This is a genomic window from Ruegeria sp. AD2(2025) (assembly GCF_056542385.1).
In genome coordinates, this window is sequence record NZ_JBQFZS010000002.1 from 331,632 (window position 1) to 343,651 (window position 12,020).

15 protein-coding genes are annotated in these 12,020 nt (G+C 61.6%); 12 read left to right on the forward strand and 3 right to left on the reverse strand.

Annotation, left to right across the window (positions count from 1 at the left end; all coding sequences use genetic code 11):
- The first annotated feature begins 72 nt into the window (after positions 1–72).
- The 8 genes from ACR1XV_RS06795 (at position 73) to ACR1XV_RS06830 (ending at position 7,477) form a co-directional block, all read left to right on the forward strand.
- Complete coding sequence (locus ACR1XV_RS06795) at positions 73–435, forward strand: SnoaL-like domain-containing protein (protein WP_480529629.1); 363 nt, start codon at positions 73–75, stop codon at positions 433–435.
- Between the two features lie 69 nt (positions 436–504).
- Positions 505–1,284: an SDR family oxidoreductase gene (locus ACR1XV_RS06800; protein WP_480529630.1), complete on the forward strand. Its 780-nt coding sequence runs from the start codon at positions 505–507 to the stop codon at positions 1,282–1,284.
- A gap of 2 nt (positions 1,285–1,286) precedes the next feature.
- A complete protein-coding gene (locus ACR1XV_RS06805; RefSeq protein WP_480529631.1) occupies positions 1,287–2,399 on the forward strand; it encodes a hypothetical protein in 1,113 nt (370 codons plus the stop codon).
- A 98-nt stretch (positions 2,400–2,497) separates the two neighbouring features.
- On the forward strand, positions 2,498–3,544 hold the full coding sequence (locus tag ACR1XV_RS06810; protein WP_480529632.1) for a methyltransferase domain-containing protein: 1,047 nt from the start codon (positions 2,498–2,500) through the stop codon (positions 3,542–3,544).
- 122 nt (positions 3,545–3,666) lie between these two features.
- Positions 3,667–4,710 (forward strand): ABC transporter ATP-binding protein, encoded by a 1,044-nt coding sequence (locus tag ACR1XV_RS06815; protein WP_480529842.1) that lies wholly within the window; start codon positions 3,667–3,669, stop codon positions 4,708–4,710.
- A 120-nt stretch (positions 4,711–4,830) separates the two neighbouring features.
- On the forward strand, positions 4,831–5,613 hold the full coding sequence (surE, locus tag ACR1XV_RS06820) for a 5'/3'-nucleotidase SurE (protein ID WP_480529633.1): 783 nt from the start codon (positions 4,831–4,833) through the stop codon (positions 5,611–5,613).
- Positions 5,610–6,260: a protein-L-isoaspartate(D-aspartate) O-methyltransferase gene (locus ACR1XV_RS06825; protein WP_480529634.1), complete on the forward strand. Its 651-nt coding sequence runs from the start codon at positions 5,610–5,612 to the stop codon at positions 6,258–6,260. The genes surE and ACR1XV_RS06825 overlap by 4 nt, the downstream gene beginning before the upstream one ends.
- 59 nt (positions 6,261–6,319) lie before the next feature.
- Positions 6,320–7,477 carry a peptidoglycan DD-metalloendopeptidase family protein gene (locus ACR1XV_RS06830; RefSeq protein ID WP_480529635.1) on the forward strand — a complete coding sequence of 386 codons (1,158 nt, stop codon included), beginning with the start codon at positions 6,320–6,322 and terminating at the stop codon, positions 7,475–7,477.
- Positions 7,478–7,540: 63 nt separating this feature from the next.
- Here the strand turns inward: ACR1XV_RS06830 and ACR1XV_RS06835 are convergent, their stop codons facing one another.
- Positions 7,541–8,212 (reverse strand): helix-turn-helix transcriptional regulator, encoded by a 672-nt coding sequence (locus ACR1XV_RS06835; RefSeq protein WP_480529636.1) that lies wholly within the window; start codon positions 8,210–8,212, stop codon positions 7,541–7,543.
- 21 nt (positions 8,213–8,233) lie between these two features.
- On the reverse strand, positions 8,234–8,539 hold the full coding sequence (locus ACR1XV_RS06840) for a hypothetical protein (RefSeq protein WP_480529637.1): 306 nt from the start codon (positions 8,537–8,539) through the stop codon (positions 8,234–8,236).
- Positions 8,540–8,760: 221 nt separating this feature from the next.
- On the opposite strand from ACR1XV_RS06840, the gene ACR1XV_RS06845 reads away from it, so the two are divergent.
- From ACR1XV_RS06845 to ACR1XV_RS06860, 4 genes are all read left to right on the forward strand, one after another.
- Positions 8,761–8,976 (forward strand): twin-arginine translocase TatA/TatE family subunit, encoded by a 216-nt coding sequence (locus ACR1XV_RS06845; protein WP_480529638.1) that lies wholly within the window; start codon positions 8,761–8,763, stop codon positions 8,974–8,976.
- Between the two features lie 6 nt (positions 8,977–8,982).
- Positions 8,983–9,441 carry a Sec-independent protein translocase protein TatB gene (gene tatB / locus ACR1XV_RS06850; protein ID WP_480529639.1) on the forward strand — a complete coding sequence of 153 codons (459 nt, stop codon included), beginning with the start codon at positions 8,983–8,985 and terminating at the stop codon, positions 9,439–9,441.
- Positions 9,438–10,319 (forward strand): twin-arginine translocase subunit TatC, encoded by an 882-nt coding sequence (gene tatC / locus ACR1XV_RS06855; RefSeq protein ID WP_480529640.1) that lies wholly within the window; start codon positions 9,438–9,440, stop codon positions 10,317–10,319. Before tatB ends, tatC begins: the two co-directional genes overlap by 4 nt.
- Before the next feature lie 116 nt (positions 10,320–10,435).
- Positions 10,436–11,278: an ATP-binding protein gene (locus tag ACR1XV_RS06860; protein WP_480529641.1), complete on the forward strand. Its 843-nt coding sequence runs from the start codon at positions 10,436–10,438 to the stop codon at positions 11,276–11,278.
- Between the two features lie 62 nt (positions 11,279–11,340).
- On the opposite strand, the gene ACR1XV_RS06865 is transcribed toward ACR1XV_RS06860, so the two are convergent.
- Entirely contained in the window at positions 11,341–11,985 is a 645-nt protein-coding gene (locus ACR1XV_RS06865; RefSeq protein WP_480529642.1) for an SDR family NAD(P)-dependent oxidoreductase, read from the reverse strand.
- Between the last annotated feature and the right edge of the window lie 35 nt (positions 11,986–12,020).

The following is a 12,020-nucleotide window of genomic DNA, read 5'->3' on the forward strand; positions in this document are numbered from 1 at the left end:
ACAAAGGGGGTGGTTCGAATCATGTCACTATGGCAATAAGAACATATAGTGAACAAATAATGGAGTGGACCGATGAATTTGAAAGAGATTGCAGACGAGCTGGTCGCGGGTTGCCGCGAGAACCGGGCGAAGGAGAACCTTGAAAAGCTCTATGCGCCTGATGCCGTTTCGGCTGAAGCGGTCGATTATTCGGGTATGGGACGTGAGGTGAAGGGCCGCGACGCGATCCGTGGCAAACACGAATGGTGGGAAGGCGCGCATGAGGTTTCGGGCGCATCCGTCAGCGATCCGTTTGTGCACGGCGAGGACCGCTTTGCCGTAATTTTCGAAGTGCAGGGCAAGGTGAAGGAAAGCGGCGAGGCCTTTGATATGCGCGAAGTGGGCGTTTATCACGTTGCTGATGGCAAGATCGTCCGGGAAGAGTTCTTTTACTGACGCGGCCTGAATTCTGGTCTTCCTTGCCGGGCCGGTGCTAGATGTGTGGCAAGGACAGGGAGGATCAGAATGGATTTGGGAATTCGCGGAAAACGCGCGCTGGTCTGCGCCAGTAGCAAGGGATTGGGCTTGGGCTGTGCCGAGGCCCTGGCCGAGGCGGGCGTTGATCTGGTGATGAACGCGCGCGGGGCCGAGGCGTTGGAGGCGGAGGCCGCGCGCCTGCGCTCGGACCATGGCGTCGACGTACAGACTGTGGCTTGTGATGTGACCTCGGCTGACGGTCAGGCGCAGGTGATAAGTGCCGCGCAGGGCGTTGATATCCTTGTGACAAACGCAGGTGGCCCACCTCCGGGCATGTGGTCGGACTGGGAGCGGGACGATTTCATCAAGGCGCTGGATGCCAACATGCTGACGCCGATTGCGTTCATGAAGGCGCTGCTACCGGGGATGATGGACAAAGGTTGGGGGCGGGTGGTGAACATCACCTCGCAATCCGTGCGCGCGCCGATTGCGGTGCTGGGTTTGTCGAATGCAGCGCGGACCGGGCTGACCGGGTATGTGGCCGGAACCTCGCGGCAGGTCGCGCCGCATGGGGTGACGATCAACAATCTGCTGCCGGGCATTCATGCGACGGACCGGGCAGATGCGCTGGATGGTGCAGTTTCGCTGCAGAAAAACATCTCGATTGAGGATGCGCGCGCAGAACGGGCCGCAACAATTCCAGCACGCCGTTATGGCACACGGCAGGAATTCGGAGCGGCCTGCGCGTTCCTCTGCTCGCAACATGCGGGCTTTATCGTTGGGCAGAACATCCTGCTGGATGGCGGCGCGACCAATATGACGATGTAGCCATGGCGCAGGGCTTTTCGCTTAAGGACCAGTTGTTCAACGCCGAAAAGGTAAGCTACCTCAGTGGCTTGTTCTCTGATGCTGAGCCGGCATTTGATGGCGTAGCCTTCGAGGCGCGGGTTATGTCGCGCCTGTTGAAGTTGGAACTGAAAGAGCGGATGGCCTGGATCGCGGAATGCCTGCAAGAGGCTTTTCCGGGCGATTTACCAGCGGTTGCTCCGGTCATTCTGCAGGCATTGCCGCTGCCGCTGGATCCCGGCAAAAGCGATGATGATTTCGGCGATTTCATCTTTGCGCCCTTGGGTGATTGGGTCGTTTCGGTCGGGCTGGATCACCCGGACATGGCATTGGACGTGCTTGAGGAACTGACCCAGCGGTTCTCGATGGAATGGGCGATCCGCCCGTTTCTGAACCACCATCCCGATCTGGTCATGGCGCGGATGGCGCAGTGGTGTGACCACCCCAGCTATCACGTGCGCCGATTGGTCAGCGAGGGCACCCGGCCAAGGCTGCCATGGGGGCAGGCCGTCGGGCTGGACCTGTCCGATCCGCTACCGCTGCTGGACAGGTTGCACGGGGACAAGACGCGCTATGTCACGCGATCGGTGGCCAATCATTTGAACGACATTACCAAGAAAGACCCGGATCTAGTGCTGGACCAGCTGCAGGGCTGGCGAGGGGCCGGACAGCAGGCGGGGGAAGAGTTGGACTGGATGACCTCACATGCTTTGCGGGGGCTGGTGAAAGCGGGTCATCCGGGGGCGATGAAAGCGCTGGGATATGACCCGGATGCCGAGATCTCGGTTGAGATCACGTTGAATGCAGAGGCGCGGATTGGTGGGGCTTTGGATTTTGACGTCGCCCTCAGAGGGGATGCAGGACAGCCCGTTCTGGTGGATTATATCGTTCATTTTCAGCGCCCTGGGGACAAAATATCACCCAAGGTGCATAAGCTGAAACAAGCGGTGCTGGTGGATGGCGCGCTGACTCTGTCGAAACTGCACAAGCTTAAGGGCAATGCCACGACCTTCAAGCTGGTGCCGGGGCCTCATCGGTTGGAGGTTCAGGTGAACGGCCGTGTCCGCAACAGCACAGAATTCGACCTTTTGGCCTGATCTCGGTCACGGTTTCGTCAGATCATGCGGCATCCGATTGCGACGCGCAGGCGGCTGCACTAGCTGCGTTGTAATCACTCACGAAAGGGAATGCGGCGATGAAGCATGAGGCTGTGCAGAATTACTATGGCGAGGTGCTGCAGGGCAGCGCGGATTTGCAGACGAATGCCTGCTGTACGCCTGACGACATGCCGGATCACCTCAAGGCAATTCTGTCGCAAATTCATGACGATGTGCTGACACGTTACTATGGCTGCGGGTTGATCGCGCCGCTGGATCTTGAGGGGATGTCGATCCTCGATCTGGGCTGCGGTGCGGGGCGGGATGTCTATGCCCTGTCTGCGATGGTGGGTGAAACGGGCCGCGTTGTGGGCGTGGACATGACGCCCGAACAACTGGACGTCGCCCGCGCGCATCAGGACTATCACGCGAAGGCCTTTGGTCACGCGGCCAGCAATGTGGAATTTCACCACGGCTATATCGAAAAGCTGGACGAACTGGACCTTGAGCCGGGCAGCTTTGACATCATCGTCTCGAACTGTGTGATCAATCTGGCGACCGACAAGGCCGCTGTTTTGCGCGGTGCGCATCGGTTGCTAAAAGAGGGCGGCGAGATGTATTTCTCGGACGTTTATGCAGATCGCCGGGTTCCCAAATCGATGACTGAGGATGAGGTGCTGTATGGCGAATGCCTGTCGGGCGCGCTCTATTGGAATGACTTCCTGTCGATGTCGCGTGCTGCTGGGTTCCATGATCCGCGTCGGGTGACGCACCGCCCGTTGACCATTGAAAACCCGGTTCTGGAACAACGGGTTGCACCGCTGAGTTTCATCTCGGCCACTTACCGTCTGTTTAAACTGTCTGCGTTGGAACCTGCCTGTGAGGACTACGGTCAGGCGGTCATCTACAAGGGCACGATCCCCCATGCGCCGCATGAATTTGCGCTGGACGATCACCATGCAATCGAGACCGGCAAAGTCTTCCCGGTCTGCGGCAACACATGGATGATGCTGCAGGACACGCGCTTTGCCCGGCATTTCGAGTTCATCGGCGATTTCTCGACCCATTATGGCATCTTCGAAGGCTGCGGCGGCGACAGCCCGTTTGTGGTCGAAGGCGACACAGCGTCCACCGGGTGCTGCTGATCCCTTGCACCTGAGAGGCGGGGTTGCTATCCCCGCCCAAGCCCGATGGATTTGATCGGGAAAGGCTACGGGGTCCATCGGTGAACGTGAATACAGCTCCTCCGCGACTGGAAATCCGCAATATGGTGGCGCGCTTTGGCGGGCGCACAGTGGTGGATGACGTCTCGCTGACGGTGCAGGCAGGGAAAGTGACTTGTTTGCTGGGGCCGTCGGGCTGCGGCAAGTCGACGACGTTGCGGATGATTGCGGGGGTCGAAATGCAGACCTCGGGCGAGATTTATGTCGATGGCAAGCTGATCTGCGACACGGTGTTTCGGGTCCCGCCTGAACGGCGCGAGATTGGCCTGATGTTTCAGGACTTTGCGCTGTTTCCACATCTGAGTGTTGCGGACAATGTGGGCTTTGGCCTGAAAGGCAGTCGGGATGAAAAGCGCGCCCGGGTCGAGGAATTGCTGACCAAGGTCGATCTGATGCGGTTCATCGATGGCTTTCCGCATCAGCTTTCGGGGGGGGAGCAACAGCGGGTGGCGCTGGCCCGTGCGCTGGCTCCGCGTCCCCGGATCATGCTGATGGACGAGCCGTTCTCGGGCCTCGACAACCGTCTGCGCGACGGTATCCGGGATGAGACGCTGGCGATCCTCAAGGAAGAGGACGCCGCCGTTCTACTGGTCACGCATGAGCCGGAAGAGGCGATGCGCATGGCCGATGAGATCGCGCTGATGCGGCGCGGTAAGATCGTGCAGCAGGGGGCTCCGTACAACGTCTACACCCGTCCTGCGGATAAGGCGGCGGTTGCATTCTTCAGCGATGTCAATGTGTTGAAGGCGCAGGTTAATGGGGCGCTGGCGCATACGCCCTTTGGGCGCTTTCTGGCGCCGGGTGTGCCGGATGAAACCGATGTCGAGATTGTGTTCCGCCCCCAGCATGTGAAGCTGGATTTTGACCGCAACGGCAAAGGCCCGATGCCGACGCCCACCGATGGCGTTGCGGCGCGTGGCGTCGTGGAGCGGGCGCGCTTTCTGGGGAATGAAAGCCTGATTGAATTCCGCATGGACTATGACGGCTCGATTCTGAAAGCGACGGTGCCGAACGTCTTTGTGCCCAAAGAGGGTCGGGTGATGTGGCTGACCATTCGCCGCGACCGGTGCTTTGTGTTCCCGGCCTGAGGCCGCCATGCCACGATTTCCGGCCATGTGGTGCGCGAATGCCGCAGATTGCGGGTGCCGGTCGCTTGCCGCGGCGCGGGGGCGGGTCTATCAAGGGCGAAACGCGGGGGTAGAGCAGCCATGCGCATTCTTCTGACAAATGACGACGGCATCAACGCGCCGGGGCTGATCGTGCTTGAGGCGATTGCCAAAGAACTGGCCGGGCCTGACGGAGAGGTCTGGATCGTGGCCCCTGCCTTTGAGCAGTCGGGCGTGGGGCATTGCATCAGCTACACGCACCCCATGATGGTTGCCAAACTGGACGAGCGCCGGTTCGCTGCCGAGGGCTCTCCGGCGGATTGTGTGTTGGCGGGGCTGCATGATGTGATGAAGGATGCGCCGCCGGATCTGGTGTTGTCAGGCGTGAACCGGGGCAACAACTCGGCGGAGAATGCGTTGTATTCCGGTACGTTGGGCGGCGCAATGGAGGCAGCGCTGCAAGGCGTGCCCTCGATTGCTCTGTCGCAGTTCTTTGGCCCGCGCAATCTGGGGCTGGATGATCCGTTCGAGGCAGCCGCGCGGCATGGCGCGGCGCTTGTGCGCCGGATATTGGATGCGACGCCCGAGGCACAGGGGGACTACCGGCTGTTCTACAACGTGAACTTTCCGCCCGTTCCTGCGGATGAGGTTCTGGGCACGCGGGTTGCACCGCAGGGGTTCCGCCGCGACACGCATTTCTCGGTCGAACCGCATAGCTCGCCCTCGGGGCGTCGGTTCCTGTGGATCAAGGGTGGGTACCAGCACAATCCGACCGCGCCGGGGACGGATGCGGCGGTGAATCTGGAAGGTTACATCTCGGTCACGCCGATGAGGGCTGATCTGACGGCGCATGATGCGCTTGAGGCGTTGAAGACAATCGAATGACCGGACCAAGCGCAGAAACCACGATGCAGTTCCTGTTTGCCCTGCGCTCGCGCGGGGTGACGGACGCGCGCGTGCTGGCGGCGATGGAGCAGATCGACCGGGGCCGGTTCGTCAAGGGCCTGTTCGCCGAACGCGCCTATGAGGACACGCCGCTGCCGATTGCCTGCGGGCAGACGATCAGCCAGCCCTCGGTCGTGGGGCTGATGACGCAGGCGCTGAAGGTGCGGCCCCGGGACACGGTGCTGGAGGTGGGGACGGGCTCGGGCTATCAGGCGGCGATCCTGTCGAAACTGGCGCGGCGGGTCTATACGGTTGAGCGGCACAAGCGGCTGGTGCGTGAAACCGGGCAGTTGTTTCGCGAACTGGGTCTGACCAATGTCACCGCGATGCTGTCGGATGGCTCGTTTGGCCTGTCAGAACAGGCCCCGTTTGATCGTATCATTGTGACCGCAGCCGCCGAGGACCCGCCCGGGCCGCTCTTGGCCCAGTTGAAAATCGGCGGTATTATGGTGTTGCCGGTTGGACAGTCGGATGCGGTGCAGACCCTGATCCGGGTCACGCGGACCGAAAGCGGGCTGGACTATGACGAACTTTTACCCGTTCGTTTCGTGCCCTTGTTGGAAGGGCTGGGAAAAGACGGCGTTTAAAGCTATATTCAAAGGTACCGGAACCCCGGAGAACAGGGGCAGGTGTTGAGGACGACAAAATGAGAGCAGTTTCCAGATCAGCAATGCGCCGCTGTGCGACAGGCGTGGCCGCACTGACCCTATTGGCCGCGTGCGAGGGGCCCTTTGACTATGACCTGCGGGGCAATGTCGGCGGGTTTTCGACCGCCGATGCCGCCCTTGGGGCGACCGCAAGCCGTCCCGCGCCAGACGCGCGCGGGGTGATCACCTATCCCAATTATCAGGTTGCTGTGGCGCGTCAGGGCGACACAGTCGGTGATGTTGCGGGGCGCATCGGGATGCCGGTGGCCGAACTGGCGCGGTTCAACGGGCTGCAGCCCAATGACTCGCTGCGCGATGGCGAGGTTCTGGCCCTGCCGCGCTCGGTCGGTGGTGGCAGCAATGTCGATATTGCAAGCATCGCAGGCACCGCGATTGATGAGGCGCCCGATACCGGGTCGGTTCAGACCACGGCGTTGGCTCCGGCGCAGCCCGCACCAGCCCCTGTGCCAGCAGGCCCCGAGCCGATCCGGCACAAAGTCAAGCGCGGCGAGACGGCCTATACCATTTCGCGCCTCTATCAGGTGTCGGTGGAATCGCTGGCCGAGTGGAACGGGCTGGGCTCGGATTTCACCGTGCGTGAGGACCAGTATCTGCTGATCCCGGTCAAGGACCAGTCTGCGCCACGCGCGGCGGCTCCGGCAGCGACCGCGACGGCGGTGACCCAGCCGGGGCAGGGCTCTCCGACCCCGACGCCGCCGAGCGCGACGCAGCCTCTGCCGGATGAGCAGGTGGCCGCCGCGACGCCTGCGCCGGATGTGACGGCCGAAGCTCCGACGAATACCGGGTCTTCTGCGTTGGCCCTGCCGGTGAGCGGGTCGATCATTCGGCCTTACAAGAAGGGTAAGAACGAGGGGATCGACATTGCGGCTGCCCCCGGAACCTCGGTCACCGCGGCCGAGGCCGGTACGGTTGCCGCGATCACCGCGGATGCGGATCAGGTTCCGATCATTGTGGTCAAACACAACAACGACCTGCTGACGGTTTATGCCAATGTCGAGACGATCACCGTCAAAAAAGGGGATCGGGTGCGGCGGGGGCAGAAGATCGCCTCGTTGCGCGGGGGCGATAATGCCTATGTGCATTTTGAGGTGCGGCAGGGGTTTGAGTCGGTCGATCCTGAGCCTTATCTGAAGTGATCTGAATGGCCCGTGCCGGGCCATGCCTCCGGCGGGGATATTTATGGCCAGATGAAGGGTGGATCACCCGTTCGGGTCGTAGTCGCTGAGGCGTTTGCCGGGTTCGTCAGTGAAGAGTTTCGGTAAGGGCGTGACGCTTTCGATCAGGTCGATGCGGAAGACGCGGAAACCTGTGCGCAGCTCGCACCACGCGGTCAGGGTCCAGACGCGGCCCCAATATTCCATGTGCAGGGGGCGGATGGTGCGCTCGGTCAGGGTGCCGTCGATGCGGCGATAGCTGAGCTGCAGTTTCTGGCGCGATTTGATGGCGGCGCGGATCGGGGCCATATGGGCCAGACCGCGTGCGGCATCTGCAAAGGGGTAGACGGCGAATTTCCAGCTGTCCGCCTCGGCGATGACCTGCGTGGGCAGAACGGCGTCGATCTTTTCGGCAAGGGAATTGGCGGCGGATTTGAGGTCGGGGTCGGCGGCCTCGGCCACGATGGCCATGCCGAGGTTGAGGGCTTCGAGTTCGGCGGGGGTCAGGTTCAGCGGGGGCAGGGTGATCTGCTCGCGCACCATATAGCCCACGCCGCGTTCCCCTTCGACCGGGACGCCTGAGGCGACCAGCGTATCCATGTCGCGATAGATCGTGCGGACCGATACTTCGAGCCGGTCCGCGATGTCCTGCGCGCGGTACAGTTTGCCGTCACGCAGGATCTGGATGATGTCGAACAGGCGGTCAGTACGGCGCATGACACGCCGTCTGATCCGCGTTTAGGCGGTCATGTTCCATAGCACGGTCTCGTGGCGCATCTGAGCGCTGTCGGGGTTGATCGCGGCCATCAGGGCTGGCGCGAAATCCTGCTGCATGAAGGCAGCGGCAGCGTCCTTTGCCGATTTCATATCGGTCCAGACGACATAATCTGTCCAGCGACCATCCTCGCCCTGGCTCAGTTGGCGGTGGGCAAAGCCCGGTGCGGCGCGGACGAAAGCCTCAGTCGTCTGGCTGAGTTTCACGAACTCTTCGGGCCGGGTGCCGTCAGCAAGGCTGAAGGTGACGATTTCTGCGACATGGGTCATGTGGGTCTCCGTTGACTTGGGTTTCAATGTCGCCTTGTTAGACCTTTTCAACTGACATAAACCTGTCAGTTGGAAAATGCGAGTCTGCAAAAAATCCGGGATTTGTTCACTTTCAGGCGCAGATTTGATCTGGCTCACTTTTGCTGGCAGCCATCCGGGCGTAGACACGGGGCCAGATCATATTCCCGGCGCGTCCGCGCCGACGCAGAAGGAGACAAGACATGCTTAACAATATCGGCCTTCCCGGCCTGCTGCTGATTGCCGTCGTGGTGCTGGTGCTGTTTGGCCGCGGCAAGATCAGCTCGTTGATGGGCGAAGTAGGCAAGGGCATCACCGCGTTCAAGAAAGGCGTCAAAGACGGCACCGAAGAGCTGGAACAGGACGCGTCCGAGCTGGCCAAAGACGTCACGCCTGAGACCGACAAAGACAAGGTCTGAGCTTAGATGTTTGATCTGGGCTGGACCGAGCTTCTGGTCATCGGCATCGTCGCGCTGATCGTGGTGGGGCCGAAAGACCTGCCTGTGCTGTTTCGCAATGTCGGGCGGTTTGTCGGCAAGGCGCGGGGCATGGCGCGCGAGTTCAGCACCGCGATGAACGAGGCCGCGGACGAGGCTGGCGTCAACGAGATCAAGAAGGGCCTGAATGCGGCGGCCAATCCCGTGAGCACCGCGATGGACGGGATCAACGAGGCCGCGCGCGACGTGGCCAAATCCATCGACCCGACCAAGTTCGATCCCGACAGCGAGACCGGCAAGCTGGCCGCTGAACGGGCCGAGCAGGCCAAGAAGATACAGGCCACGACTGCCCGCGCGGCTGCTGAACGCAAGGCCAAAGAGGCCGCGGATGCGCTGACCAAGGCAGAAGAGGCCGAAGCCGCGCTGAAGACCGAAAGCAAGACATGACCAAGACCGACGAGATCGAAGACAGCTCGGCCCCATTGATTGAGCATCTGACCGAGCTGCGCTCACGGCTGATCCACAGTGTCGTGGCGTTTCTGATCGGGATGATCATCTGTTTCACGGTGGCGACGCCGCTGTTCAACTTCCTGACCCAGCCGCTGTGCGAGGTTCTGACCGAACGTGGGCAGGATTGCGGGCTGATCTTCATCTCGCCGCAGGAAGGATTCTTTGTGGCCATCAAGGTTTCGCTTCTGGGCGGGTTCATTCTGGCGTTCCCCTATATCGGGATGCAGATGTGGCGGTTCGTGGCGCCGGGGCTCTACAAGTCCGAGAAAAACGCGTTTCTGCCATTCATGCTGGCCTCGCCCTTCATGTTCCTGCTGGGGGCAAGCTTTGCGTTCTATGTGGTTACGCCGCTGGCCTATGACTTCTTCCTAGGGTTCCAGCAGTTCGGGGCCGAGGGCGAAGCCGTCGCCGATGGCACCAATGCCGCGCCGCTGAGCGTGGTGTTCCAGGGCTCGGCGCAGGAATATCTGAACCTGACGATCAAGTTCATCGTCGCCTTTGGCCTGTGTTTTCAACTGCCGGTCTTGCTGACCCTAATGGGCAAGGCGGGGCTGGTCAGCGCCGAAGGTCTGGGTGCCATGCGCAAATACGCGGTGGTCGGCATTCTGGTGCTGGCGGCGATCGTGACGCCGCCGGATGTAATTACTCAGATCATCCTCTTCGTAGTGGTTTACGGCCTTTATGAAGTGTCGATCTTCCTCGTTGCCCGCGTTGAGAAGAAGCGTGAAGAACAACTGCGCGCCGATGGCTACTATGACGATGAAGAAGCCGAGGCCGATGCGGACATGATGCAGGACTACGAAGAGACCAAGTAATCCGCTGCAAACTTTGAAAGGGCGCGCCCATCACCGGCGCGCCTTTTTCTTGTTCCGCCCTTGTTGTACCGGGCCGAACATGGTTGAACTTCGCCGAAACACCCGCGGAGAAACCGATGGACGATCAAGCCCTGAACCGTATCGCCGACGCGTTGGAACGCATGGCCCCCGCGCCACTGGCCACCCCCGATTTCAACGCAGCCCCGGCCTTCGTCTGGCATGTGGAACCCGATAGGCTGGAACCGGTGACGCATGTCAATCGCGTCGATCTGGATCTGCTCGTTGGCATTAATCGCTCGCGCGACACGCTGCTGGACAACACGCGCCGCTTTGCCGCCGGGTACAAGGCCAACAACGCTCTGCTTTGGGGCGCGCGCGGAATGGGGAAATCCAGCCTCGTCAAAGCGGTGCATGGCACGCTGCAGACCCACCACCCTGATCTGAAACTGGTTGAGCTTCAGCGCGAGGATATGGGTTCGGTCGCGCGCCTGCTAAATCACCTGCGCGCAGCCCCGCATCGGTTCATCCTGTTCTGCGATGACCTGTCGTTCAGCCACGATGACCAGCACTACAAATCGCTCAAGGCGGTGCTGGATGGTGGCATCGAAGGCCGCCCGGAAAACGTGGTGTTCTATGCCACCTCAAACCGCCGCCACCTGATGCCGCGGGACATGATCGAAAACGAACGCTCCAGCGCTATCAACCCGTCCGAGGCGGTCGAGGAGAAGGTCTCGCTATCGGACCGCTTTGGCCTGTGGTTGGGCTTCCACCCCTGCGATCAGGACGAATACCTCGCCATGATCGACCGCTACTGCGCCGCCCACGGTGTCACGGTCGACCCCGACACGCTGCGCGCCGAGGCCATCGAATGGCAGGCCACCCGTGGCGCACGCTCGGGCCGCGTCGCATGGCAATTCTTCGTCGACCTCGCCGGACGCAACGGCGTCCATATCGGGTAATCCACCCGCTTCATCTGGCCATAAATATCCCCGCCGGAGGCATGGCCCGCAAGGGCCATCCCCTAAAGCTGCGCCAAAATCCGCGCTGCCTCATCCGCCGTGCTGGTCAGAGCGTCCCGATCTTCACCCGGATGAAACCGGGCCCGCACCGCCGTGGGCATCGGCGCGGGCTCAACGATCGTTACACGGGGACCGGTCCGCGCGGTCTCGGCGGCCCAACTGCGGGCCAGAGCCATCTGCGCGGCCTTGGTGGCGCCGTAGATGCCATAGAACTTCTCACCCGCCTTGGGATCGTCGAAGAACACCGCCTGACCCGCCTCGCCCAGCAGGGGCGTGATATAGGGGATCAGAACCGAGGTTGCTGTCGCGTTGATATTGACCGCCTTTGCCCACTCCTTCGGATCAACGAAATGCGCGGGCGTCAGGGCCGAGGTGTGAATTGCCGTATGCAACCACAGATCAACCTTGCCCCAGCGGTCATGAATGCCCCGGCACAGGGTCGCCATCGCATTGGGATCGGCGATATCCATCGGGGCCAGAGTGGCCGCGCCGCCCTTGGCCTGAATGCGGTCGTCCAGCTCTTCCAGCCCGCCGGTGGTGCGGGCGACGGCGACGATGTGATACTCGGGGCTGAGGGCCTCGGCCAAAGCCGCACCCAACCCGCGCGAGGCCCCGGTAATCAGGGCGATTTTGGTCTGATCGGTCATGATTGGGGTTTGAACCCGCGCGCGCAGGGCGTCAA

What these genes read in the sequence shown, in the direction of transcription:
- ACR1XV_RS06860 (WP_480529641.1), top strand. Translation starts at nt 10,436, where the DNA reads ATGGACGATCAAGCCCTGAACCGTATCGCCGACGCGTTGGAACGCATG.
- ACR1XV_RS06865 (WP_480529642.1), bottom strand. Translation starts at nt 11,985, where the DNA reads ATGACCGATCAGACCAAAATCGCCCTGATTACCGGGGCCTCGCGCGGG.
- tatB (WP_480529639.1), top strand. Translation starts at nt 8,983, where the DNA reads ATGTTTGATCTGGGCTGGACCGAGCTTCTGGTCATCGGCATCGTCGCG.
- ACR1XV_RS06835 (WP_480529636.1), bottom strand. Translation starts at nt 8,212, where the DNA reads ATGCGCCGTACTGACCGCCTGTTCGACATCATCCAGATCCTGCGTGAC.
- surE (WP_480529633.1), top strand. Translation starts at nt 4,831, where the DNA reads ATGCGCATTCTTCTGACAAATGACGACGGCATCAACGCGCCGGGGCTG.
- ACR1XV_RS06840 (WP_480529637.1), bottom strand. Translation starts at nt 8,539, where the DNA reads ATGACCCATGTCGCAGAAATCGTCACCTTCAGCCTTGCTGACGGCACC.
- ACR1XV_RS06805 (WP_480529631.1), top strand. Translation starts at nt 1,287, where the DNA reads ATGGCGCAGGGCTTTTCGCTTAAGGACCAGTTGTTCAACGCCGAAAAG.
- ACR1XV_RS06815 (WP_480529842.1), top strand. Translation starts at nt 3,667, where the DNA reads ATGGTGGCGCGCTTTGGCGGGCGCACAGTGGTGGATGACGTCTCGCTG.
- ACR1XV_RS06795 (WP_480529629.1), top strand. Translation starts at nt 73, where the DNA reads ATGAATTTGAAAGAGATTGCAGACGAGCTGGTCGCGGGTTGCCGCGAG.
- ACR1XV_RS06830 (WP_480529635.1), top strand. Translation starts at nt 6,320, where the DNA reads ATGAGAGCAGTTTCCAGATCAGCAATGCGCCGCTGTGCGACAGGCGTG.
- ACR1XV_RS06800 (WP_480529630.1), top strand. Translation starts at nt 505, where the DNA reads ATGGATTTGGGAATTCGCGGAAAACGCGCGCTGGTCTGCGCCAGTAGC.
- ACR1XV_RS06825 (WP_480529634.1), top strand. Translation starts at nt 5,610, where the DNA reads ATGACCGGACCAAGCGCAGAAACCACGATGCAGTTCCTGTTTGCCCTG.
- ACR1XV_RS06845 (WP_480529638.1), top strand. Translation starts at nt 8,761, where the DNA reads ATGCTTAACAATATCGGCCTTCCCGGCCTGCTGCTGATTGCCGTCGTG.
- ACR1XV_RS06810 (WP_480529632.1), top strand. Translation starts at nt 2,498, where the DNA reads ATGAAGCATGAGGCTGTGCAGAATTACTATGGCGAGGTGCTGCAGGGC.
- tatC (WP_480529640.1), top strand. Translation starts at nt 9,438, where the DNA reads ATGACCAAGACCGACGAGATCGAAGACAGCTCGGCCCCATTGATTGAG.